At 60.8% G+C, this 22202-nt stretch carries 23 protein-coding genes; 16 read left to right on the plus strand and 7 right to left on the minus strand.

Going from position 1 to position 22202, the window contains the following annotated elements; all coding sequences use genetic code 11:
* Positions 1–147 precede the first annotated feature (147 nt).
* The 4 genes from ASE04_RS13340 (at position 148) to ASE04_RS13360 (ending at position 6333) form a co-directional block, all read left to right on the plus strand.
* Positions 148–2115, plus strand: coding sequence for an MBL fold metallo-hydrolase (locus tag ASE04_RS13340; protein WP_244490395.1), 1968 nt, complete (start codon positions 148–150; stop codon positions 2113–2115).
* Positions 2108–3280, plus strand: a complete 1173-nt coding sequence (locus tag ASE04_RS13350) for an acetate/propionate family kinase (protein ID WP_056817961.1) — start codon at positions 2108–2110, stop codon at positions 3278–3280. The genes ASE04_RS13340 and ASE04_RS13350 overlap by 8 nt, the downstream gene beginning before the upstream one ends.
* A 10-nt stretch (positions 3281–3290) precedes the next feature.
* The gene (locus tag ASE04_RS13355; RefSeq protein ID WP_056817963.1) at positions 3291–5672 is read left to right on the plus strand and encodes a phosphoketolase family protein; all 2382 of its coding nucleotides are present in this window, start codon (positions 3291–3293) and stop codon (positions 5670–5672) included.
* Between the two features lie 154 nt (positions 5673–5826).
* Positions 5827–6333 carry a cytochrome b gene (locus ASE04_RS13360; protein WP_056817965.1) on the plus strand — a complete coding sequence of 169 codons (507 nt, stop codon included), beginning with the start codon at positions 5827–5829 and terminating at the stop codon, positions 6331–6333.
* Between the two features lie 488 nt (positions 6334–6821).
* On the opposite strand, the gene ASE04_RS13365 is transcribed toward ASE04_RS13360, so the two are convergent.
* Positions 6822–7874 (minus strand): type III polyketide synthase, encoded by a 1053-nt coding sequence (locus ASE04_RS13365; RefSeq protein ID WP_056817968.1) that lies wholly within the window; start codon positions 7872–7874, stop codon positions 6822–6824.
* 243 nt (positions 7875–8117) lie between these two features.
* On the opposite strand from ASE04_RS13365, the gene ASE04_RS13370 reads away from it, so the two are divergent.
* From ASE04_RS13370 to ASE04_RS13375, 3 genes are all read left to right on the plus strand, one after another.
* Complete coding sequence (locus ASE04_RS13370; protein WP_056817970.1) at positions 8118–8783, plus strand: CBS domain-containing protein; 666 nt, start codon at positions 8118–8120, stop codon at positions 8781–8783.
* A 39-nt stretch (positions 8784–8822) separates the two neighbouring features.
* Positions 8823–8975, plus strand: coding sequence for a hypothetical protein (locus ASE04_RS31185; protein ID WP_200960716.1), 153 nt, complete (start codon positions 8823–8825; stop codon positions 8973–8975).
* A gap of 79 nt (positions 8976–9054) precedes the next feature.
* Entirely contained in the window at positions 9055–9984 is a 930-nt protein-coding gene (locus ASE04_RS13375; protein ID WP_244490396.1) for an ABC transporter ATP-binding protein, read from the plus strand.
* Positions 9985–10026: 42 nt separating this feature from the next.
* Here ASE04_RS13375 and mgtA read toward each other — a convergent pair whose 3' ends face one another.
* Both mgtA and ASE04_RS13385 read right to left on the minus strand, forming a co-directional pair.
* The gene (mgtA, locus tag ASE04_RS13380) at positions 10027–12672 is read right to left on the minus strand and encodes a magnesium-translocating P-type ATPase (protein WP_156408778.1); all 2646 of its coding nucleotides are present in this window, start codon (positions 12670–12672) and stop codon (positions 10027–10029) included.
* Between the two features lie 193 nt (positions 12673–12865).
* A complete protein-coding gene (locus ASE04_RS13385; protein ID WP_056817971.1) occupies positions 12866–13750 on the minus strand; it encodes a universal stress protein in 885 nt (294 codons plus the stop codon).
* 236 nt (positions 13751–13986) lie between these two features.
* Here ASE04_RS13385 and ASE04_RS13390 point away from each other — a divergent pair, with 236 nt between their 5' ends.
* Genes ASE04_RS13390 through ASE04_RS13395 form a run of 3 tightly spaced genes read left to right on the plus strand, consistent with a single transcriptional unit; the run spans position 13987 to position 15975 of the window.
* On the plus strand, positions 13987–14868 hold the full coding sequence (locus ASE04_RS13390) for an APC family permease (protein WP_244490397.1): 882 nt from the start codon (positions 13987–13989) through the stop codon (positions 14866–14868).
* 18 nt (positions 14869–14886) lie between these two features.
* Complete coding sequence (locus ASE04_RS31545) at positions 14887–15234, plus strand: hypothetical protein (RefSeq protein ID WP_244490398.1); 348 nt, start codon at positions 14887–14889, stop codon at positions 15232–15234.
* Positions 15235–15279: 45 nt separating this feature from the next.
* Positions 15280–15975: a VIT1/CCC1 transporter family protein gene (locus ASE04_RS13395; RefSeq protein ID WP_056817974.1), complete on the plus strand. Its 696-nt coding sequence runs from the start codon at positions 15280–15282 to the stop codon at positions 15973–15975.
* Between the two features lie 139 nt (positions 15976–16114).
* Here ASE04_RS13395 and ASE04_RS13400 read toward each other — a convergent pair whose 3' ends face one another.
* Positions 16115–16504, minus strand: coding sequence for a DUF302 domain-containing protein (locus tag ASE04_RS13400; protein WP_056817976.1), 390 nt, complete (start codon positions 16502–16504; stop codon positions 16115–16117).
* Positions 16505–16556: 52 nt separating this feature from the next.
* Positions 16557–16940, minus strand: coding sequence for an EF-hand domain-containing protein (locus tag ASE04_RS13405; protein WP_443216864.1), 384 nt, complete (start codon positions 16938–16940; stop codon positions 16557–16559).
* Between the two features lie 387 nt (positions 16941–17327).
* Here ASE04_RS13405 and ASE04_RS13410 point away from each other — a divergent pair, with 387 nt between their 5' ends.
* Positions 17328–17600, plus strand: a complete 273-nt coding sequence (locus tag ASE04_RS13410) for a DUF982 domain-containing protein (RefSeq protein ID WP_056817980.1) — start codon at positions 17328–17330, stop codon at positions 17598–17600.
* A 93-nt stretch (positions 17601–17693) separates the two neighbouring features.
* Here ASE04_RS13410 and ASE04_RS13415 read toward each other — a convergent pair whose 3' ends face one another.
* Together ASE04_RS13415 and ASE04_RS13420 are read right to left on the minus strand one after the other, a co-directional pair.
* A complete protein-coding gene (locus ASE04_RS13415) occupies positions 17694–18257 on the minus strand; it encodes a cytochrome b/b6 domain-containing protein (protein ID WP_056817982.1) in 564 nt (187 codons plus the stop codon).
* Positions 18254–18529: a PepSY domain-containing protein gene (locus ASE04_RS13420; RefSeq protein WP_056817984.1), complete on the minus strand. Its 276-nt coding sequence runs from the start codon at positions 18527–18529 to the stop codon at positions 18254–18256. Before ASE04_RS13420 ends, ASE04_RS13415 begins: the two co-directional genes overlap by 4 nt.
* Positions 18530–18659: 130 nt before the next feature.
* Between ASE04_RS13420 and ASE04_RS13425 the strand changes: the two genes are divergently transcribed.
* From ASE04_RS13425 to ASE04_RS13445, 5 genes are all read left to right on the plus strand, one after another.
* Positions 18660–19007 (plus strand): PepSY domain-containing protein, encoded by a 348-nt coding sequence (locus tag ASE04_RS13425; RefSeq protein WP_056817986.1) that lies wholly within the window; start codon positions 18660–18662, stop codon positions 19005–19007.
* Positions 19004–19675: a response regulator transcription factor gene (locus ASE04_RS13430; RefSeq protein ID WP_056817988.1), complete on the plus strand. Its 672-nt coding sequence runs from the start codon at positions 19004–19006 to the stop codon at positions 19673–19675. The genes ASE04_RS13425 and ASE04_RS13430 overlap by 4 nt, the downstream gene beginning before the upstream one ends.
* Entirely contained in the window at positions 19672–21069 is a 1398-nt protein-coding gene (locus tag ASE04_RS13435) for a sensor histidine kinase (protein WP_056817990.1), read from the plus strand. The genes ASE04_RS13430 and ASE04_RS13435 overlap by 4 nt, the downstream gene beginning before the upstream one ends.
* Before the next feature lie 119 nt (positions 21070–21188).
* Positions 21189–21812, plus strand: a complete 624-nt coding sequence (locus ASE04_RS13440) for a hypothetical protein (RefSeq protein ID WP_056817992.1) — start codon at positions 21189–21191, stop codon at positions 21810–21812.
* The gene (locus ASE04_RS13445) at positions 21809–22135 is read left to right on the plus strand and encodes a hypothetical protein (protein WP_056817994.1); all 327 of its coding nucleotides are present in this window, start codon (positions 21809–21811) and stop codon (positions 22133–22135) included. Before ASE04_RS13440 ends, ASE04_RS13445 begins: the two co-directional genes overlap by 4 nt.
* Positions 22136–22202: the final 67 nt, after the last annotated feature.

Genomic DNA, 22202 nt, shown 5'->3' on the forward strand with positions numbered 1-22202 from the left:
GGCGTTGCGCTTGGTCAATTGAACCTGACGGCGGCCTGCATCTCCCCAAAATTGCCCGTCAGGCGAGCCGCGAATACGTCTTTGACCTTCGTCAACGTGCGGTCGTCCGGGGTGCCTTAAAGTGCCCGACAACACATAGGAGTTGTCATGGCCCATCCGATCCTTCACTTCCACGGCGCCGCGGGGTCGGTGACCGGATCGTGCTTCCTGCTGGAGACGGCCGGAGCGCGCATTCTCGTTGATTGCGGGATGTTTCAAGGATCCAAATCGGAAAAAGAACTGAACTACAAGCCGCTCCCATTCGATCCTGTGAAGGTCGACGCAGTGCTGCTCACACATGCGCACATCGACCACTCTGGCCTGCTTCCGAAGCTCGCGAAGGCGGGATACGGTGGGCCGATCTTTGCAACGGCAGCAACGATCGACCTTTGCACGATCATGCTGCAGGATTCGGGTCACATTCAGGAGTCGGAGGTCCGGCAGCTCAATCGAAGGAATCGCAGAAGGGCGCGAGAGACGGTGGAGCCCATCTATACCGCGGACGACGCCCGCAGCATGCTGCCGCAGTTCATTGCGGTCGACTACGATGAGTGGCGGGAGACCGTTGGCGGAGTAAGGTTCCGTTACTGGAATGCAGGACACCTGATGGGTTCCGCATCGATCGAAGTCGAGGCGCCCGGTGCCGACGGGGCGACGAGAATTTTGTTCTCCGGCGACGTCGGCGCGAGCAACAAACTGTTCGAGAGTTTCCCTAAGGCGCCTTCCGGGGTCGATTACCTCATCTGCGAAAGCACATACGGAGACCGGGAACGGGAAGAATACGCTCTGAAGGATCGACGGGACCGGCTGCGCGAAGTGGTCGCGACCTCGAACAGCCCCGGCGGGGTTCTTCTCATTCCCTCCTTCGCCGTCGAGAGGACGCAGGAGGTGCTGACCGACCTGGTCGCCCTCATGGACGAAGGAGAGGTGCCACGGTGCCCTATCATGATAGACTCGCCGCTCGCGTCGAGAGCGACCGAGGCATTCAAGAAGCATGCGGCCGACCTCGGTCACGGGAAGGCGTTCCTTCGTGCGCTCAACGCGCCGAACGTGCGCTTCACCGAGACGGCCGAGCAGTCGAGGGCGCTCGATCTCGTTCGTGGCTTTCACATTATCATCGCGGCAAGCGGAATGTGCGAGGCGGGACGAATCCGCCACCGCCTGAAGAACTGGCTCTGGCGGCCGGGGTGCACAGTGCTGTTCGTCGGGTTCCAGGCGGCGGGGACGCTTGGCCGTATCCTGCAGGAGGGCGCGACCGATATCCGCATCCAGGGCGAGGAGATTCACGTCTGCGCCAGGATGGCCACGCTGGACGCCTACAGCGGACATGCGGATGCAAGCGAACTGGATACGTGGGTTGCCGAGCGGGAACCGATCCGGAAGGCGGTCTTCCTTGTTCATGGAGAGGAGAGCGCTCGTGAAGCGATGTCCGCGCGGCTCTCGAAGCAAATTTCCGCAAAGGTCGTCTGCCCGTCGCTGGACGACGCCTACGAGCTTTCACCGGGGGGCGGACGGCTCATCGAAGGCAGTACACACGCACGTATCAAGCCTGCAGTGCCCGGCAGGACCGACTGGAACAACGACTATCAGCGTTTTGTTCTGGACCTGTCCGACTGTCTGAAATCCGTCGCCGACGAGAAGGGTCGCGCGGTCGTGCTGCGCAGGCTTCGACGCGCACTGGACCCGGACGATGTTTCGGCGGCCGAGGGAGGAGAGACGGCAATGTTAATCATGGATCGTGACTGCAAGCGCGGCGGAGAACGCTTCGCGATACCTACCCAGGGTGAGGTGCAAGGCAAGCTTACCGTCCTGGAGGTCGTCGCTATAACCTGCCTGAGGGAGGTTCTCGCTTCGAAGAATGCCTTTGCGGTCGCTGCGTTAAGGAAGAAGGTCCTGCGGGCCATGAAGGAGCAGTGCGCGCCGTTCGGTCTGTCGTCTGAAGACGAGACGTCCGTCCTCGAGTACGCATGCGAGTTCTTCGAAGAGGCAAGCAAGGAGGCAGCCAGGCAGGCAGCAACGAAGGTGGCTGCGAAGTCTGCTGGGACGGCACGCACCAGGGCTTCGGGCCATGGATAGGGTTGCCGTCACTTTCAATGCCGGGTCCTCCAGCCTCAAGGTCGGCGTCTTCAGGCTGAAGGACGGTCGGGCACTCCGGCTGGGAGGCGGTGTTGCCACGCTCGGAGACCACTCAAGATTCACATTCCGATTTTCTGACGGGGATGAGGCTGTCGATCTTCCGTCCGGGACAGCGATCGATGCGCGGCTGGTTTCGCAGCTCGTCGATTGCATCGCCCGCAGAGGATTCGACCCCGTGGTGGCCGGCCATCGCATCGTCCACGGCGGACAGGTCTTCGATGGCCCCGTTCTGCTTGAGCCCGAGGTCGTCCTCAGAATGGAAGATCTGACGCATCTCGCGCCGGTGCACCTCCCTCCGGCGCTTGCGATCGTCCGCGCAGTCCACAGCGCATATCCGGAGATACCGCAGACGGCGTCGTTCGATACCGCATTCCATTTGTCGCAGAGCAGTCTTGCCGCACGGCTCGCCATTCCAAGAGAGCTGCACGACGCCGGGATCCGCAGATACGGCTTCCACGGTCTTTCCTATAAGTACGTCTCGGGCGAACTCAGGAAACACGATCCAGACCTGGCCGCTGGCCGTATCATCTGTGCGCATCTTGGAAGCGGAGCGAGCCTCTGCGGAATGGTCGATGGCGTGAGCATGGACGCCAGCATGGGCTTCTCCCCGCTGGACGGAATTCCCATGTCGACCCGGCCGGGCTCGCTCGATCCGGGCGCTGTCGTCCACCTTTTGCGCAACAATTTTCACGACGCAGATAGTCTGGAGGATTTCCTCTATCACCGGTGCGGCCTGCTCGGCGTCTCAGGGAAAAGTGGCGACGTCCGGGTCCTGCTGGAGGACTTCCATCCGGCGTCAAGAGAAGCCCTCGACCTCTTCTGCTTCAGGATCGCCGGCGAGATAGGAAGGCTCGCCGTCTCTCTGGGCGGAGTGGACGCCGTCGTCTTTACCGCCGGCATAGGCGAGCATCAGCCGGAAATACGCAATGGCGTGGCCCACCATCTGGGCTGGCTGGGTCTCTCGTTGAGCGAGCCCGCGAACAAGATGAACGCGACCGTGATCAGCGCAAGAGAAAGCGAAATCGTCGCCCTCGTCATTCCGACCGACGAGGAACAGGTGATCGCCGACGAAGCGATCGAAGTCATCAGCCGCCACAGGCTTTAAGGATACCAACATGTCTGAACGTAGAAGCCCACCGCCCACCGAGCGCGAGCTCGAACTCATCGACCGCTACTGGCGGGCCGCCAACTATCTGTCCATCGGCCAGATCTATCTCATGGACAATCCGCTTCTGCGCGAGCCGCTTCGGCCGGAACACATCAAGCCCCGCCTTCTCGGACATTGGGGAACGACGCCCGGCCTCAACTTCATCTACGCCCATCTCAACCGCGTCATCAAGGCTCGGGACGGAGATGTACTTTATGTGTGCGGGCCTGGCCACGGCGGGCCGGGAATGGTTGCCAACACCTATCTGGAGGGGACATACAGCGAGGTATATCCCGACATCTCGGAGGATGCCGATGGCGTGCGTAAGCTGTTCAGGCAGTTTTCCTTTCCGGGAGGCATACCCAGCCACGTCGCCCCGGAGACCCCCGGTTCAATCCACGAAGGCGGCGAACTCGGATATGCGCTGGTCCACGCGTTCGGCGCCGCGTTCGACAATCCGGACCTCGTGGTAGCCTGCGTGATCGGCGACGGCGAAGCGGAGACAGGACCTCTCGCGGCGGCTTGGCATTCGACGAAGTTTCTCAATCCTGCTCGCGACGGCGCGGTGCTGCCGATCCTGCACCTCAACGGCTACAAGATCGCCAATCCTACGATCCTGTCGAGGACCAGCGACGAGGATCTCCGCAGCCTGTTCGTTGGATTTGGCTATGAGCCGATCTTCGTCGAGGGCCACGAGCCGGCGGACATGCATCGGCAGATGGCGGCCGCCTTCGACCGGGCCTTCGACGTCATCGAATCCTTGCAGGCGTCGGCGAGGAACGGGTCGCCCGCGGCCGGCGTGCCGCGGTGGCCCATGATCGTGCTTCGCAGCCCCAAGGGGTGGACCGGGCCGAAGGAGGTCGACGGCAAGAAGGTGGAGGGTTTCTGGCGTGCCCATCAGGTGCCTGTCGCCAATTGCCGCGGCGATGCCGGCCACCGAAAGATCCTCGAGGACTGGATGCGAAGTTATGATCCCGACGACTTGTTCGAAACGGACGGGCGGCTCAAGGACGAGTTGCGAGGCCTGGCGCCGACCGGTGAGAAGCGCATGGGAGCCACGCCGTACGCAAACGGCGGAAGGATGCGCAAGGAGCTGCAGCTACCGGAGATTCGCGACCACGCGGTCGCGATCGACGTTCGTGGCGCCACGCAGGTGCAGTCGACGGAGATTTTGGGACGGTATCTGCGGGACGTCATGCGGCTCAATGCCGAGGCCAAAAACTTCCGGATCTTCGGGCCGGACGAGACCGAGTCGAACCGGCTGGGCGCGGTGTTCGAGCAGACTGACCGCGTTTGGATGCAAGAGATCGAAGACTACGACGTCCATCTCGGCAGAGACGGACGGGTCATGGAGGTTCTCAGCGAGCATCTCTGCCAGGGCTGGCTGGAGGGATATCTCCTGACCGGCCGCCACGGCCTTTTCTCATGCTACGAGGCCTTCATCCACATCATCGACTCCATGTTCAACCAGCATGCCAAATGGCTCAAGGTTTCGCGAGCATTGGATTGGCGGGAGCCGGTATCGTCTCTCAACTACCTCCTGACGTCGCATGTCTGGAGACAGGACCATAACGGCTTCTCGCATCAGGACCCCGGCTTTATCGATCTGGTCGCCAACAAGAAGGCCGACATCGTCCGCATCTATCTACCGCCGGACGCCAATACCCTCCTGTGGGTCGGCGATCACTGCCTGAAGACATACGACCGCGTCAACGTGATCGTCGCCGGCAAGCAGCCGGAGTCCCAGTACCTGACGATCGACGAGGCGGTGAAGCATTGCGAGGAGGGCATTGGCGTCTGGGACTGGGCTAGTTTCGAGAACGATACGATCGCGCCGGACGTAGTGATGGCATGTGCGGGCGACGTGCCGACCATGGAGACGCTAGCGGCCGTCATGCTGCTGCACGAGGCGATACCAGATCTCAAAATCAGGACGGTGAATGTCGTCGATCTGCTCGCGCTGCAGGATCCCAAGGAGCATCCCCATGGCCTCGACGATCGGCGGTTCGATGGTATCTTTTCGAAGGACAGGCCGGTCATCTTCGCCTACCACGGCTATCCCTATCTCATCCATCGGTTGACTTACCGGCGCACCAATCACGGCAACATTCACGTGCGCGGGTTCGTGGAGGAGGGAACGACGACGACGCCATTCGACATGACCGTATTGAACGAGCTGGACAGGTATCATCTCGCTCTCGAGGCGATTGCGCGAGTGCCCGATCTCGCCGAAAAGGTGCCACACGTGATCGCAGACCTGCATGCAAAGCTCGACGAGCACCGGGCGTTCGTGCGGGAGCGTGGAGAAGACATGCCCGAGATCCAGAATTGGCGCTGGGCACGCTCCTAAGGCGACTGAGCACTTTGTTTGGAAATCGCTGTTGAGAGATCCGCCAATCTTGAAAATACGGGACCTGCGGATCAAGCAAAAAGTGAAACCATAACACTCGACCATCGGAGCCGGGGCGCACGGCTTCAATAGATAATGAGTTAGAGGACGAGCCATGCCACCCGACACAGCCAATTTAGCATCCTACTCGTTGCCGCAGCGCATCCTGCACTGGTTGACGGCGGCGCTCGTCATTTACAATCTGCTCCTTCCGGACGGGATGAGCGAGTGGCGCCGGTCCGTCAGGCGGACGGGCTCAGCCAGTCTCGAACAAGTGGCCGGCGCCAACATCCATGCCTACGTCGGCACCGCAATACTGTTTCTGATCGGCATTCGCCTCGTCCTCCGTTTCGTCCAGGGAGCCCCTCCGGCACCTCCCCAGGAACCCGCGATCTTCGGCTTGGCTGCCAAGGCCGCTCATGCGGGCCTTTACTTCCTACTTGTGGCATTGCCGGTAACTGGGATGGCAGCGTTCTACCTTGGTTACGATGGTGCGGGCGACGTTCATGCCGAGGTGCTGAAGGTGATACTGTGGGTATTGATCGTCGCCCACGTCCTTGGCGCGTTAGTCCATCAATTCTATTGGAAGACGAATGTCTTGAGACGCATGACTTTCGGCTGATCCGTGCCAAGTCGTTGCCCCGCAGGTCTGGTCCGGGCGGATGTCGCACACGAGCCCGGCGATAGGTGTTTATGTCGAGCGCCTGCACGCCGGGTTCATTGCCGTCAGGAATCCGATGCTGCAAGAGGGTCGTCCTCCGCTCTGATGCGGATCGTCAGGACCATGGCGTTGGCGACTGAAAATAGCAACGCGAGGCCGGACAATCCGATGCAGAGTGGAAGTGTTGCAATCTCGCCCACCACCACGACGTGTTTGGATGTCGCACAAACCGGTAAGGCCCCTCGGCGACTCAAGGACCTCTCCGGGAACCACGATGATCCTCGTGGTCCAACGACGCCCGAGCGTGAAGAGTGTCCACAGCCGGGCCACTTGGAAACTGCGAAAATCACAAGCCACTCCAGACGAATGGGCGTGTTCCATGCGAACCGCCAAAGGCCGCTCCCGGAGCCGCTCGAGCGTGACCGCAGCGAGAAGAATGATCGAGGCGATCATGCTGCAGCCTTCAACGAGAGGCAGCTAAGCGTGAAGCCCGGCCCCATCGCCGTCAGGACAGTTCGCCTGGGTAGTCCGTGGGCGAGAAGCTTCTCGAGTACGAACAGCGCGGTTGGCGACGACATGTTCCCATAGTCCGAGAGAACCTCACGCTCCCGGTCGAGGGCTCCCTGACCCAGTTTCAGTGCCGCCTCCAAGGCGGTGATGACCTTGGATCCACCGGGGTGGCACGCAAACCGGTCAACGTCGGCAGCAGTGAGATCTGATCGGGCAAGTATGGATGTCACGCCCTTCAAGACGTGAGTTTCTGCAAACGGTGGTATGGCACGGTCGAAGATCACGCCTAGACCCTCCGTATCGACGCTCCACCCCATGATGTCCAGCGTGTCGGGCCACGTATGCTGGCCTGCAAATTCGACCTCGGCCAGACCGGCCTCGCTGGCGCGGACCACGCAGGCGGCGGCCCCGTCGCCGAAGAGGGCGGTCGCCACGATATTCGCCTTCGTAAGCTTGTCCATGCGAAATGCCAGTGTGCAGGTCTCGACCCCGACCACCAGCACGACCGAGCCTGGCCGGGATGCCGCCAGCCGTGACGCGATCGACAGACCGGAGACTCCGCCGGCACAGCCGAGGCCGAACACGGGCACCCGTTCGACGTCGTCCCGGAAACCCAGCTCTCTGCTTACCCTTGCTTCCAGACTAGGTGTCGCAATACCAGTCGAGGAGACGGTTACGATCGTGTCGACGTCGCCTGCGGCTAGGCCAGCCGACGCAAGCGCTTTACTGGCGGCGGACACGAACATCGCACCCGCGCCCTCGATATGAGCGAGGTTTCTTTCGGGCCATCCCGACGTCTCGAGATACCACTCGATCGGCCGGACGCCGTAGCGTCGTTGAATCCCCGAGGTTTCGAACACCCTTGCCAGCTTTTCGAAATCGCCAAACCGCGATGAGAACGCGGTGTGCGACGCTCGCGCCGCGTCACGCTGGTCGATGACATGTGGCGGAACTGCGGTACCGACGGATACCAGCTTGACGGAATGCTGCATAAGACTCCTTGCGACGGCGCGGAATGACTTTGGTGTGCCGCGCGAGGACGAGACCGAACCATAACGTCTTGATCCTGCAAGAGGTTGCAGTGCCGGCGGGCCTGATGCCGCACTTCGTCGGAGGGCGCCGGAGAAGCCGACGGGCGAAGACGGCCTCCGCGGCTTCGTGTCCGGCTTGATCCACGTCAATGCGCTCGACGTGTGTTGGCTCCGTAATCGTCCGGTCAACAAGGAGACTGCGCGATGCTTGCTAAAGACATCATGACGACCCCCGTTACGACGATCGACGAGGGACATAACGTCAGGGAAGCCGTCGAGATCGTCAACGCCAGCAAGATTGGCGCGGTGCCCGTCGTCGATGGCGAAGGTCGGCTCACGGGCATCGTCACCGAGGGAGACCTGCTGCGCCGGGTGGCGTCGTCTTGGGCGAGACGGGCGGTCCCGCATACGCGCGATCGCGAGGATGCACTGGCGGACTATGTGAAGGCCCGAAGCTGGCGCGTCAAGGACGTGATGTCGACGCCGGTCGTCAGCGCCACCCCGACCGCCACAGCCAGCCAGCTCGCCGAACTGCTGCAGGCCCACGACATCAAGCACCTGCCCGTCGTCGAGAACGGCAGGCTCGCCGGAATGATCAGCCGTCGCGACTTGATGCGAGCGCTTCTCGATGTTCCTCGACAGTGCACCGCTTCCGGCGACGAGGCCCTCGGGACCGCCGTTCGTAGCCGCCTGGAAGCCGAGCTTGAGATAACCGCGCCCATAGTCAAAGCGACCGTCTCCGACGGGATCGTCACCCTAAGGGGGGAGGTCGAGACCGAGCTGGAACGCTCAGCGGCCAGGGTGGCGGCGGAAAGCGTCCGCGGCGTCGGCGGCGTGGTGAACGAGATCACCCTGGCTTCCGCATGGTGAGCCCCCTCAAACGATGAAATCGTCCCTGGAGTTTCCGTCATGTTTGTCAGGGTCATCGCATACGCTGTCATGTCGAGGCTTCTCCTCGTCATCCTGATCCTCATGGTCGGGACGGTCGTGGGCGTCCTGCTGGTGAAACCATCCGACGACTCTCGAAGCGGGCGCGTCGAGCGCTCTCTCTCTGACCCGTGAGTGCGCGATGAACGTTTGGAGCTCCAGGATTGGATTGCCCGGCCGCTTCTCGCAAAAGACCGGAAGCGCAACGGATTCGATGCCCTCCGAACTGTTCGGTTTCATCTGGCTGATGGGAAGGCGTCATCAGGCGTTGATCGCCGGGCTGTCCCTGGTTCTGTTTGTTATAGGAGCGGCGCCTCTCGAACTCCAGCGCCGGATCGTCAATGAGGCGACCCAGCAAGCGTCATACGGGGCGCTTCTTTTTCTCGTATCCCTCTATCTCGCGGTGGCAGTGTTGGAGGGCGCGATAAAATTCACCCTCAATCTCTACAGAAGCTGGGTGGGCGAGAAGGGCACGCTCTGGCTGCGGGCGCGTGTTCTGCATCAGGCCGAGACGCCGCCATCAGAATCCATGCTCGAGGGCGTCGAGCTGTCGATTGTTCTTGCGGAAGCCGAGCCGGTCGGCGGTTTCGTTGGAACCAGCATCTCCGAGCCGCTGCTGCAGGTCGGCATCCTTGTCACCGTCTGCAGCTACCTGATCTATCTCCAGCCGCTGATGATGCTGGCCGTCGCAGCGACCTTCGCCCCGCAGATTGCGTTCGTCCCGATGATGCAGGCCGCGATCAACCGCCGGGTCGAGGCGAAGGTCGCCATCATGCGCGACGTCAGCGAAGGCATGGTGCATGCGATCGAAGGTGGCCAGGGAGAGGATCCTCAAACTTCGCGCATCGGAGCGATCTTCTCCGCCAACATGGAGATCTACCGCTACAAGTACGCGATGAACTTTCTCATGAATCTCATGGCGCAATTGGGCTATGTCGGCATTTTCGTCCTGGGGGGATATTATGTTGTCACCGGCAAGACCGAGATAGGCACCGTTGTCGCCTTCGTCTCGGGACTGGCGAAGATCGTCGATCCTTGGGGGGCGATCGTGGACTGGTATCGTGACCTCAGAGTGACCCAGGTGAAGTTCCGGCTCATCAGGGACGCCGCGAAGTTCGATGGCGCTGGCAACCACGAAATATGAGTGCATTTTGAGATTCCGCGCGCCCACGCTGAGCGATCGCGCCTATTTTGAATGGCGCCTTGTTCGAGTGCGAGGCCGACGGCGTGATGTTTGGGGCTGTGAATGGTCCTCCGTTGACAGCGTCGTAAAGTAGAAGATCTTCACGGTCTCGAGAGCTGCTACGTAGAACAAGCTGATACCCAAAAGCACTGTGAGAATTTCGAGGGGGATCGGAACGAAACCAAAAAGCCCGCCGACCGCGGTGTAGGGGATGGTCACTCCCGCGGCACCGACGGCGATCGCCGTGCCGAATAGCAGCGGACTGGGCCGGCTCCTCCAGATCGGACCCGGCGTCCTGATGACGAGCATGGTCGCCAACTGCGTCATGAGCGATTCAACGAACCATGCGGAGCGGAACTCGTCCTGTCCGGCGGAAAACACTGCCAGCAGAACGACGAACGTCGCCAGATCGAAGAGAGAACTTAACGGCCCGAACCACAGCATGAACCTCTTGATGCGGGAGATGTCCCAACGCTGCGGACGCCGAAGGTCTGCCTGATCGACCTTGTCCGTGGCGATTGCCATCGCCGGCAGATCCGACAGCAGATTGTTTAACAGTATCTGCTTGGCAAGGAGCGGCAGGAATGGCAGCACGAGCGACGCCGCCGCCATACTGGTCATGTTGCCGAAGTTGGCGCTGGTCGCGATCGATATGTACTTCATCGTATTGGTGAAGGTCCTGCGTCCATCGTCCACGCCTTTCGAAAGGACCGCGAGATCCTGCCGCATCAGGACGACGTCGGCAGCCTCGCGGGCGACGTCGGCCGCGCCGTCCACCGAAATCCCGACGTCCGCCTCGTGAAGGGCGGGCGCATCGTTTATCCCGTCTCCAAGATATCCGACCACGTGTCCTGCCTTGCGGAGGGCCGCCACGATCCGTTCCTTCTGATTTGGGTCGATTTCGACGAACAGGTCGGTTTTCCCCGCACGGCTGAACAGTGCGTCGTTGCTCATGCGGCCGACCTCTTTCCCCGTGAGCATGCGGGAACCGTCGATTCCGATCGACGACGCGAGATGCTGGACGACATATCGGTTGTCTCCCGATATCACCTTGATCCGCACCCCTCGTTCCACGAGGCTTGCTACTACGGCTGAAATGTTAGCCTTCGGGGGATCCGAGAAGAGCAGAAAACCTTTCAGGCAAAGCCCGGATTCGTCTTCCCTCGAGATTGCGGGAGCTGCTTCGGATATGGGCCGGGTGGCGACCGCGAGCGCGCGCATGCCTGCTTCTCCCCATTGCCGGCAGGCATCGTCCAACCGTTTGCGGACATTGTCGTCCAGGGCCACTTCGCGGCCCGCGGTCATGACGGCGGCGCAGACGTCGATCACGTTGGTGGCAGCTCCTTTGCAGATCAACAGCGGCGGACCGCCCCTGACGGCAACGACTACGGATAGGCGCTTGCGCGAGAAATCGTAGGGGATCTCGGCAAGCTTGCGGGCCTCGGAAGAAATCTCCCCCGCTGCGATCGTGGCCGTCACGGCGTCGTCGAGAGGATTCTTCATTCCCGATTGAAACGATGAATTGAGAAGTGCCAGCCGCCTTACTTCAGTCGAGACGACGCCCTGCGGGTCGACACAACTGTCGAGGCGGATGACGCCCTCGGTGAGTGTCCCCGTCTTGTCGGTGCAGAGCACGTCCATGCTGCCAAGGTTCTCCATTGCATCGAGGCGGCGGACGATCACGCCAGACTTCGACATCGTCCGGGCGCCGCGCGCCAGCGTCACGCTGATGATCGCAGGCAGCAGTTCCGGCGTCAGGCCGACGGCGAGCGCGAGCGAGAAAAGCAGAGAGTCCACGATAGGTCTGTGAAGCAGAAGATTCGCCACCAATACGACGACGACGATGCACAGCATGATCCGCGTCATCAGAAATCCGAAATGCCGAACACCTCGCGCGAATTCCGTTTCCGGAATCTGACGCGCGACGGCGCTGGCGATCCGTGCGAATTCCGTGCGGGGGCCGGTCGCGATCGCAAGGGCAGTCGCTGTGCCGCTCCGAACCGAGGTTCCCGTGAACACGCAGTTGGAACGATCTGCAAGACCGGCGTCTTTTGTTGAAACGCCGGGCGCCTTCGCTACAGGAAAAGTCTCTCCGGTGAGCGTCGCTTCGCTGACGTTGAGATCCTGCGCGACGATGACGACTGCGTCGACGGGCACGAGGCTCCCGGCCGAGAGCAGGATCAGGTCGCCCGGTACGATGCCGATTGCGGCCACGACCTTGTCGGCGCCGTCGCGTCGGACCTTTGAAGTGAGAGAAATTCGCTGTCGCAGCGCCTCGACCGCTCGTTGCGCGCCATGTTCCTGCAGAAAGCCCAGAAAGCAGCTAGCGAGAATGATGATGCCGATGATGATGGCGTCGTGGACTTCGCCGACGCCACCCGCGACGAGCGCTGCGAACACCAGCACGAGCACGAGCGGACTTTTGAACTGGCGCGCCAAGTCTGCCAGCATGCCTCCACGGCTTTCGTCGGAAAGAGAGTTCGGTCCGAACCGTCGCATGCGTTCTTCGGCTTCGGCGGTCGTCAGCCCGTCCTGCAGGGACGTGGCGAATGCAGCGCCGAGCTCCGAGGGCGACCTCGTCCAGTAGGCAGGGATCGCGACCTCTAAAGCGGACGAAGGGAGAGGAGAAGGAGGAACGGGGATATTCATGGCGAACTCCGTATGTGATTTCGCCGATTATCGTCTTCGCCAGGAGGACGTCATTGATGGTTGTCAAGCTTCGTATTTCGCGTTGAAGGTGCCTGGCTTGATCGATATCAACGTCCACGCCGTTCGAACCCGGTAAGGTCCCGCCGCTCGATAGCAGCCGAAGCCAGTCATAAGCTACGACGGGGACAGTTCGTCAATGTGACATGAGGACGGGCAAAAGAGGCTCGTGCAACACGCCATCGGTTGCTCCGCCAAGGACAAAATCGCGTAACCTCGAGTGTCCAAATCCTCCCATGACCAGAATATCGGCGCCCAGTTCCAGTGCTGTTTGCTGAATGCTCAAACCGATGGATGACGAAGTAAACCGAGCGGCCGTTGAGCTTGCATTGACGCCGCTCGAAACCAGGATCTCAGCAAGGTGCGCTCCGCTTGTCTCCGGCAGCGGCTTTTCGCCCGTCACAGATAGGACCGAGACCCGCTTGGCCTTGTGAATGAAAGGGTTTGCATCGTTGACGGCCCGAGCGGCGGCTCGGCTTCCGTCCCAGGCGATGACCAGATGGTCGATTGGGCCCGCAAGGGTCTTTTTGGGAAAGATGATGGCCGGCCGGCCGGATCCGAATATGACCGCTTCGGCGACAATACGGGTATCGGGAACGTCTGCGATACACTCGAGAATAGCCAGATCGAAAAAACGTGCTTCCGTGGCTGCCGTGTCGTGCAATAAGGGCAAGGCGGTTTTCACCGTTCGACAAGATAATTCAACCTCGGCGCTCGCTGCGAGGTTCGTTGCCGCTGAAACCAGCGTTGCGGCACGATCGCGGCTCAAAATCTCGGCATGCTCGATCATCTTCGGAGTATCGAGCAGCAAAGACGACCATGCGTTGGGGATGTGCGGAATCGCGACTGTTAGCGCGCACGCGTGAAGATGCGCGCTGTAATACCCAGCAAACGTTACGGCGTTCGAAATGATCAATCCGGAACTTGAATCGGGATATGTTGCCAGCGGGAGAAAATATTGTGCCGTCATGTCCTGCTCCATCTCTCGCGGACCGCCACGATTGCAATCATCTATCTCCATTCGTCTCAACTCGGCATTGATGTAACGCAATTGCCGGCGCTCCGGCTTCTCTGGCCTCGGCACGGCGCCGCGTGCCAGAATTCCGCCTCTCCTTCGAAGAGCGCCAGGATAACCGGACGTTCACACCGGTGCCTTTCCAACTGGAAGTCTGCGGAAGTTGATCGTGGTCAAATCCTTGATGGCCGAGATCCGGTATTGAATTCAGGAGGACGTGCTTGCGACAATGGGAGCGCGAAGTGACTTCAACGACCGCGGAAGCCGCCGGGATACGGCCGAAACTAGCACGCACGCTAATCCTGTCGCACGCCGTCCTGTACGGTCTCGGCGTCACCATAGGCGCGGGTATTTACGTGCTCGTCGGCGTCGCCGCCGGGCGGGCGGGCATGCATGCACCGCTTGCGTTCCTGGGTGCCGCCGCAGTCATGGGCTTGAGCGCGGCCTCGTTTGCGGAACTCGGCACGCGAATGCCCGTCAGTGCAAGTGAAGCCGCCTATGTCGACAGGGCATTTAGACTGCGATGGTTCACGATCTTGACCGGGTTGCTGGTCATCGTGACGGCGATCATCTCGGCAGCGACGATCAGCGCTGGTAGTGCTGGATATGTAGGCGTCCTCCTTCCGCTTCCTGGATCCTCGATCATCGCCGGCGTCGTGCTGACAATGGCTGCTATTTCATGCCTGGCGACAGCCAGCTCGATCACTTTCGCAGGTGTTATGACGCTCATCGAGGTCGGTGGTCTGCTCCTCATCGTCGGAGCGGGGTTCTCCGAAGGTGTTGGCCTGATCGAACGCCTGCCGGAGGCATGGCCCCGCGGCAATCCCACGGCCTGGGTCGGCGTGTTCGGTACCGCCATGATTGCGGTGTTCTCCTTCATCGGCTTCGAACACCTGGTCAACATTGCCGAAGAGATGAAGACGCCGTCGAAGACTCTGCCTCGCGCGCTCTTCGTGACGTTAGGGCTGACTGCCGTCATCTATGCCGGCGTCACATGGGTCGCTGTGGTCACTGTTCCTCCGGACGAACTGGCAAGGTCGCCCGCGCCGCTCGCACTCGTCTTTGAACGCCTGACGGGCATGCCGCTCGTGACCATGAGTGCGATCGCGATCATCGCGACGTAAAACGGGATCATCGTGCACATGATTATGATCTCTCGGGTGATCTACGGCCTGGTCCAACAGGGAAACCTCCCCCAGGTGCTCGGACGCCTGAACCCTCACACGGGAACGCCGATCGTCGCCACTTTGATCGGGGCTACGGCGATCCTTGTGTTTGCTATCTTCGTACCGCTCGAAGGTCTCGCCAAGCTGACATCGCAGTGCACTTTGGGGCTGTTCACTTTGGTAAACCTGGCGCTGATCCGCATAAAGATGACCGAGACCATAGCGCTGCCTCCGGGTGTATTCATTTGCCCGTTCTGGGTGCCCGTCGCAGGTGTGATCGCGAGTGCCGCGTTGCTCGTGATCGACGTTGCGCTCATCGGTTGATCTCGCACTCACTACGTCAAAATCGACTTTGTCCTGGAGACGCGCATGAGCAGACTGCATTCGGAACATCACCTGGTCTCCCGCATCGGCTGGCTACGGGCTGCCGTCCTCGGCGCCAACGATGGAATCGTCTCAACGGCGAGCTTGATCATGGGCGTCGCTACCGCGTCCGCCGGACCCTCGCAGATCCTGGTAGCAGGCGTCGCTGGTCTGGTCGCGGGCGCAATGTCCATGGCGGCCGGCGAATACGTGTCGGTAAGCTCCCAAGCGGACACCGAAGAAGCCGATCTCGCGCGAGAACGGATCGAGTTGGAGACGCAACCCGAAGCTGAGTACGAGGAGCTGACGGAGATCTACGTCAAACGCGGTCTTACCGAAGAGCTGGCCAGGCAAGTCGCGATCCAACTGACCGCAAATGATGCACTCGACGCGCATTCGCGCGACGAACTCGGTATCGTTGAACACATGGCGGCCCGGCCGGTCCAGGCGGCCTTGACGTCGGCCGTCACGTTTGCGGTGGGGGCCGCATTGCCCCTGCTCATGGTCGTACTTTCGCCCGCCTCGGTGCTGATCTATACCGTTGCAACCGCGTCTCTGGCCCTCCTCGCGCTGCTGGGCGCTATTGGTGCGAAAGCGGGCGGCGCCAACGTCTGGAGGGCCACCACACGCGTCACTTTCTGGGGCGCTTTCGCTATGGCATTGACGGCGGGGATCGGTGCGCTGGTTGGCACCGCAGTCTGAGGAGTAACTTTCCGCCCCTTCCTGCACGCCCAGCTTGAGGACGGGGTGAGTTTTTAGGATGCTGCGGTTCTGGTCGCAACGAAAAAGGAGCCGACGCAAGTTCGGCTCCTCAGGGCTCGGGGGCCGGAACTCGTAATCGTCAGATCTCGGCCACCGTCTGGGCGAGCATCGAGCGGACCCTGCCTGCCAGACTGGTCAGCATTTCGTTGTCGATCGCCTGCATGGAGGCGACCGGATCGATGGCGCTCACCATGACATTGCCGCCATCGACCCCGCGCAGGATGACATTGCACGGCAGCATGGCCCCGACCTTCGGTTCCAGTTTCATCGCCTCGAACGCCATGCGCGGATTGCAGGCTCCGAGGATGAGGTAGTCGTCGATCTCGGCGTCGATCTTCTTTTTCATGGTTGCCTTGACATCGATCTCTGTCAGAACACCGAAACCGTGCTTGATGAGAGCGGATTTGGTCCTGCCGACCGCATCGTCGAAACTGGTCGCCCAGAGTGTTCTATCGAGCGTGTAGGTCATGAGAAGTCTCCTTTAGGCTCCCATGCAGCGGCCGGCAAATGCCCAGCGTCCATCACATGTCTTGCATGAATGCCTGCATTTCTTCAGGTGTAACCTTGCCGTCATTGCTCGCGTCAACCGCGTTGAAGACGCGTTTGTGGATTGCGGTCAACTCTTCGAAAGAAATTGCGCCGTCCCCATCAGTATCGGCGATGACGAACATGATCTTCATCATATGACCGCGCATTGGCCCCATCATGCGCATTCCTTCATTCATGCCAGATGGCATCATGTTGCGGCCCATCATGCCTGGCATCATTTCCGATCCTTCGGCCTCAGGCTTAGCCTCCGACTGGGCCGTGTCTGGACTTTTCGTCTGGGCGGAGGCGCTGCCGATGGCACCGAGAGCACCAAGCAAGGTCAGCAGAGCGATCGTTGGCAGTCTGAACATGGACATCCTGAATCTCCTATTTAAGTGTTGTCCTCCACGAGTTGGAGCAGCCTTTGAGATTAGGATGCCTAGTGGCTTCACACATTGCGCTGGATCAAGCCGCTTGTATGGTTCGAGTCGTCGAGGACGGACTGATCGCCTTCGCGCCGCCCCATGACTGCGACGTCAGCCACCTGCGTCACCGAGGAACGATCGCGGCTGAAGCGACACCGAGGAGCGAGCCGGCTAAGGCGAGAACAAGGTGATTTCAGGTGCGATCATGCCTGGCTTGATCGATATCGACGTCCACGCCGGTCGAACGCGGTATCCTGACGCCATCAGCCAGCGCCTTATCGTGGTCCGGCCCTCGTCATGATGCCCCGCTCGCAGTTCGCAACGTTCAGGAGATCGAGGATGACGTCCCAGAAACAAATTGAAGGAACCTGGTCCGAGCCTGTTTTCGTCCAGGTGGGAATGAACGCCCCTGAGGCTGTTGGCGGAGCGAGCGAGGCGCTCGAGTTTCTCGCCAACCGATGGAAAGGCTCGCGTAGAGAGCATGCATTCGCGAGAGAGATCTGCGCCGCGGCCGTAAGCGGGCATGTCTCGCAGGAGACCGCGCGCAAGGCTTTCATTCAGGCCGCTGACGAAGCCAGGATGTCCACCTGCGCCCCCCAAGGTCGTTCCTAACGCCGAAGGATGAAATCGGCTCGTTCGAGTGGGCAACGAATCCTGCTAGATCCCTCGCGCGGCTTCAAGCCATGCTCGGCCCCCGAGTCGATATCAGTCAGCTCGCTTCCTGCCGGTTACCATCGCTCGGACAAGGTTTTCCCTGTGCTCGATGCTTGCCAAGAGGACGCCCGCGATGTGAAGGCCGACGAGGCCAAGCGTCACATTGACCAGCAGTTCATGCGCCTCTTCCACCCATTCCACTCCCCAGTAGGCGTCCGTCGTCATCATGTACCCGGTCGTGGCAATGCCCGAGATCGCGACGAGCAGCGCGAACACCATCGCGCCTCCGGCCGGATTGTGGCCGATGTAGCGCTTGCCGCGCATGGCCAGGCTGTCACGCATGAAGCGGAGGGTCGTGATCGGATCGTAGATGAAGTTGGAAAAGCGCGCGTAATGGCTGCCGACGAAGCCCCAGATGATCCGCACGAGCAGGAGGCCGACGATGGCGTAGCCCGACAGAATATGCGCCTGTTTCCACTCGTCGCCCGTCAGAAAGGAAAACGCGAACAGGCCCACCAGACCCCAGTGGAACATCCGCACGACCGGGTCCCACACCCTGATCTTTGGCGGCGAGCCAGCGCCCGCCGCATCCGTATCCATCCTGCGCATGATCATTCGCTTTCGTTGCCGACCACTGCGCCGGTCTCGGGGTTGAACAGGGTTTCGACCTTCTTGCCCTTCTTATCGACGGCGTAGACCTCGTAGCAACTGCCCTCCACCTTGACCCGGCGCACCTCGAGGCCCGCGGCCTTGGCCTTTTCCTTGATGCCGTCCTCGCTCAACCACCTGTCCTTGGAAGCCTGCGTGCAATTCTGACCTTCTTCGGCGCGGGCAACGCCGATCGACGCGGTGGCGAGCAGGAGGGTTGCGAACATGATTTTTTTCATTGGTCTTTCTCCATCATCCCAGGAGCGGTTTTGCTCATCTGGTCGGCCTCGAACCTATGGGGCGCGACCTGACGGCGACCTGATCGCGATTGTCAGCTTATTGTCACCTTCGGTAGGATATTCTCCGGCGATGTACCCGACTTGCACGCTCGCGTTCGTCTGCCTTGTTCTTCTGTGGCCGTCGCTTCCGGTAGCGAACGCACATGCCGACGATTTCCCTGGTCGTTCCCGCGAAGCGGATGACCTGCCGTCGCACGAGGACCTTCCTAAACAGGTCCACGAAGGGAAAATCCTGCCTCTGACCGTACTGAAGGCGAAAGTCCTCGCCAAGTCGCCCGGCGAATTGATCGATATCAGTGTCGATCGGCATGACGATCGCATAATCTACGAGTTCCGGATTCTGAGGGGCGGCGGTCAGGTCACCGAGGTGGAAGTGGACGCCGCGTCAGGCAGGATCGTCGAAATCGAGAACGAATGATGCGCCTGTTGCTTGCCGAAGACGACCCGCTCATCGCCCGTGACGTGGCCGCTCAGCTCACCAAAGCCGGTTTCAATGTCGTCCACGAGACCGACGGAGAAGCCACCCTGTTCGCCGGCGAGCATGAGGACTTCGCCGCCGTCGTCCTTGATCTGGGTCTGCCGAAGATCGACGGCCTAACGATCCTCAAAAACTGGCGGGCGAACGGTCGTGACATGCCGGTCATCATCTTGACGGCGCGCGGCAACTGGGAGGAGCGCGTCGAGGGGATCAACGCTGGCGCCGACGACTATCTTGGCAAGCCATTCCGCATCGCGGAGCTTCTCGCCAGATTGCACGCAGTCCTGCGCAGATATTCTGGCCATGCCAGTGCGGTCCTGTCTTCAGGTCCCGTTTCCATCGACCCGCGCCGACGCGCGGTGATGGTCGACGGGATGCCTGTGGATGTCACGCCCATGGAGTACAAATGCCTGTCGGTGCTGATGCAGAACCGCGGTCGCGCGATCTCCCAGCTCGAGCTTACTGAGCAGCTTTACACCCAGGATTTTGAACGGGAGAGCAATTCGGTGGAGGTCCTGATCGGACGGCTGAGAAAGAAGCTTGGAAGGAACGCGATCGTCACGCGCCGAGGCTTCGGGTACCAGCTAGCATCGGGCGAGGGGACATGAGGTCGCTTCACGGCCGCTTCATCATCACGTCGCTGATAGCCGTGTCGATCTGCCTGGCTGCTGCATCCGTCGCTCTCGTCCAGATTTTTGCGGACAGCTATAGCAAGCGCGTGCAGAACGAGCTGACCGGACACATAAACCGCCTGGCCGCTGTGATCCGCTTCTCGCCCGAAGGCAGGCTGCAGGTGTCCGAGAACCCTCCGGACAATCGTTTCCTGATACCCTATGGGGGGCTCTACTGGCAGATCGACGATCCTGTGGGGAAGACGGAGGTCCGATCTTCCTCGCTCTTCGACTACGTCCTGCCTCTGCCGCAGGATTCACATCCTGTCGGCATCATGCACCAATATCGTCTCTCCGGACCGGAGGGGAAGGATGTCCTTGTTCAGGAACGCGTGCTGTCATTGGCCGCACCTGAGGGCAGGAGGCCCATTCGCATCGCGGTGGCGGTGAATGCCGACGAGGTCGACAGCGCACGCCTTGGATTTGCTCTGGACATCCTGCCCTATGTCGCTGTTCTTGCCGCGCTCCTCGTCTTGATGTCGATCGGGCAGCTTTGGATCGGATTGAGACCTCTCGACCGCATTGGCCGTGATCTTAAAGCGGTCCGCGACCGGAAGGCCAGCCGACTGGCGGGGGCCTATCCGCGTGAGGTGCAACCGCTCGTCAACCAACTGAACAAACTGCTGGAAAGCCAGGGCGCGGCGATGGAGAAGGCCAGAAGTAGGGCCAGTGACCTCGCTCACGGGCTGAAGACGCCTTTGACCGTTCTCACCAACAACGCGTACTCACTCCGAGAGAAGGGCGAGATCGAGATCGCCGATGAACTCGACCACCTTGCCGAGACCATGCTCTCGCACGTCGAGAACGAGCTCGCCCGAGCCCGTATCACCCCGAGCCCTGATCAGAGAAGTGGTGACGCCGACGTCGAGAATATCGTCAACGAGACCGTTCGAATGCTCCGACATACTGAGGCGGGCGAACGCCTCGCCTGGGGCGTAAACGTTGCCGACCGCTTAAGCGTGCCGGTCGACCCGCACGACTTTCGGGAACTTGTGGGGAACCTGCTCGAGAACGCCTGCAAGTGGGCCAGGACCGGGATATATGTGAGCGCAGTTCGACAGTATGGGCATTCCCGCCTCGTGATTGAGGACGACGGCCCAGGCGTGTCGCCAGAGAAATTGCCCGAACTTCCGCGCCGGGGTGTCCGTCTCGACCGTCTGAAACCCGGCTCTGGTCTGGGTCTTGCAATCGTGTCGGAGATTGCAGCGGTGTACGACCTGACGCTCGTTTTGGAAAACCGCGTGGAAGGTGGCTTCCGTGCGGAAGTCGAGTTCCCTGACGCCAGCGACTCCCGACAAGAGTCGACGGGAAGCGTTGAGGATCTCTGTTGACATCGACCTGGGTGTTCTCTATATGTTCCAATATGGAGCACAATCTGCGAATATCCACCATCGGTTGACACTGAACGCTGCTCCCGCGGCAGGTATCATCGTGTGTTGGATTTTCGAACATGGAAAAGCGTGCCGCTGACCACTCCATCCTCGACGCTGTCTTTCGCGAAGCGTCACTGAAGACCTACTTCCCCCTAGCCACCGTCCGCTGCCCGGATCGACCCGCGTTTAGGAGCCAGATCGCGCGAAACCCTGGTTGTCTCCTGGACGTCGACGAAACGGTCATCGCCTGGTCCTGCCTCTGCTTCGGCGCTCACGTCGATGATCGAGTGCATGTGGTTGATTTCATGGTCGACCACTTCGACGGAACGCGCGAGTTCCTTGACGTGGCAGAGTTCTTCGGTGATCCCGCGGTGACGGAGACGATCGCCTGCATGAAGCGCCGGCACCGGTTCGTCACGTTGGGAGAAATCTATTCCGGGCATCGCCTCCAGAATGCGAAGGACTTGCTCCGTTACGCGCGGTTTCGAACGCCGCTGAACGACAGAGTGAGACTGATGGCCGCCCTTAGCGAGGCCGGTTCTATTTCAGTCGGCGAAACGTTCAGCCTTTTCCGGGAAGTGCCTCCTCTGACGGCGATCGCATGGATGACCCTTCATCGTTTCATCTCCATGGATCTGGACGAGGCACCGATCGGACCTGACACCTTGATCCGTCGCTCCAGCAACGAGGTGACGCTATGAACCTCGGTCGCACAACCTCCACGGTCAACATCGCCTCGGCGACCTACGGCGTCGCCTTGAAGGCCGCGATGCGGCTCGCGGGGGCTTTCTTGAAAGGGGCTACCACTCGTCAAACGGTCATCATCTTGAAACTGCCTCCGCAGGCAGACGAAGGAGCCTATGAAGCCGCGGCTGGCCTGCTAGTAAAAGGCACCCCCAGTCTTCTTGGTTCTCTGGTTATGAGAGCCGACGTCACGCGGAGGGGCCTTCTGGACGTCAAGAAGCTGGACGACGCTCTCGTTGTGGGGCGTCTGGTCTGCCCCCTGAAAAGTGATCCTTCTTGAAGTATGGCTTATGAGCCGAAGAAGGACATTGGAATGGCAGCGAAAAGACACAAGGCAGAAGAGATCG

Origin of the sequence: Rhizobium sp. Root708 (genome assembly GCF_001429725.1) — a bacterium.
GTDB lineage: Bacteria > Pseudomonadota > Alphaproteobacteria > Rhizobiales > Rhizobiaceae > Rhizobium.

Excerpts from the sequence above, each read along its gene's own strand:
- ASE04_RS13340 (WP_244490395.1), top strand. The coding sequence starts at position 148 with ATGGCCCATCCGATCCTTCACTTCCACGGCGCCGCGGGGTCGGTGACC.
- ASE04_RS13350 (WP_056817961.1), top strand. The coding sequence starts at position 2,108 with ATGGATAGGGTTGCCGTCACTTTCAATGCCGGGTCCTCCAGCCTCAAG.
- ASE04_RS13355 (WP_056817963.1), top strand. The coding sequence starts at position 3,291 with ATGTCTGAACGTAGAAGCCCACCGCCCACCGAGCGCGAGCTCGAACTC.
- ASE04_RS13360 (WP_056817965.1), top strand. The coding sequence starts at position 5,827 with ATGCCACCCGACACAGCCAATTTAGCATCCTACTCGTTGCCGCAGCGC.
- ASE04_RS13365 (WP_056817968.1), bottom strand. The coding sequence starts at position 7,874 with ATGCAGCATTCCGTCAAGCTGGTATCCGTCGGTACCGCAGTTCCGCCA.
- ASE04_RS13370 (WP_056817970.1), top strand. The coding sequence starts at position 8,118 with ATGCTTGCTAAAGACATCATGACGACCCCCGTTACGACGATCGACGAG.
- ASE04_RS31185 (WP_200960716.1), top strand. The coding sequence starts at position 8,823 with ATGTTTGTCAGGGTCATCGCATACGCTGTCATGTCGAGGCTTCTCCTC.
- ASE04_RS13375 (WP_244490396.1), top strand. The coding sequence starts at position 9,055 with ATGCCCTCCGAACTGTTCGGTTTCATCTGGCTGATGGGAAGGCGTCAT.
- mgtA (WP_156408778.1), bottom strand. The coding sequence starts at position 12,672 with ATGAATATCCCCGTTCCTCCTTCTCCTCTCCCTTCGTCCGCTTTAGAG.
- ASE04_RS13385 (WP_056817971.1), bottom strand. The coding sequence starts at position 13,750 with ATGGAGATAGATGATTGCAATCGTGGCGGTCCGCGAGAGATGGAGCAG.
- ASE04_RS31545 (WP_244490398.1), top strand. The coding sequence starts at position 14,887 with ATGATTATGATCTCTCGGGTGATCTACGGCCTGGTCCAACAGGGAAAC.
- ASE04_RS13395 (WP_056817974.1), top strand. The coding sequence starts at position 15,280 with ATGAGCAGACTGCATTCGGAACATCACCTGGTCTCCCGCATCGGCTGG.
- ASE04_RS13400 (WP_056817976.1), bottom strand. The coding sequence starts at position 16,504 with ATGACCTACACGCTCGATAGAACACTCTGGGCGACCAGTTTCGACGAT.
- ASE04_RS13405 (WP_443216864.1), bottom strand. The coding sequence starts at position 16,940 with ATGTCCATGTTCAGACTGCCAACGATCGCTCTGCTGACCTTGCTTGGT.
- ASE04_RS13410 (WP_056817980.1), top strand. The coding sequence starts at position 17,328 with ATGACGTCCCAGAAACAAATTGAAGGAACCTGGTCCGAGCCTGTTTTC.
- ASE04_RS13415 (WP_056817982.1), bottom strand. The coding sequence starts at position 18,257 with ATGATCATGCGCAGGATGGATACGGATGCGGCGGGCGCTGGCTCGCCG.
- ASE04_RS13420 (WP_056817984.1), bottom strand. The coding sequence starts at position 18,529 with ATGAAAAAAATCATGTTCGCAACCCTCCTGCTCGCCACCGCGTCGATC.
- ASE04_RS13425 (WP_056817986.1), top strand. The coding sequence starts at position 18,660 with ATGTACCCGACTTGCACGCTCGCGTTCGTCTGCCTTGTTCTTCTGTGG.
- ASE04_RS13430 (WP_056817988.1), top strand. The coding sequence starts at position 19,004 with ATGATGCGCCTGTTGCTTGCCGAAGACGACCCGCTCATCGCCCGTGAC.
- ASE04_RS13435 (WP_056817990.1), top strand. The coding sequence starts at position 19,672 with ATGAGGTCGCTTCACGGCCGCTTCATCATCACGTCGCTGATAGCCGTG.
- ASE04_RS13440 (WP_056817992.1), top strand. The coding sequence starts at position 21,189 with ATGGAAAAGCGTGCCGCTGACCACTCCATCCTCGACGCTGTCTTTCGC.
- ASE04_RS13445 (WP_056817994.1), top strand. The coding sequence starts at position 21,809 with ATGAACCTCGGTCGCACAACCTCCACGGTCAACATCGCCTCGGCGACC.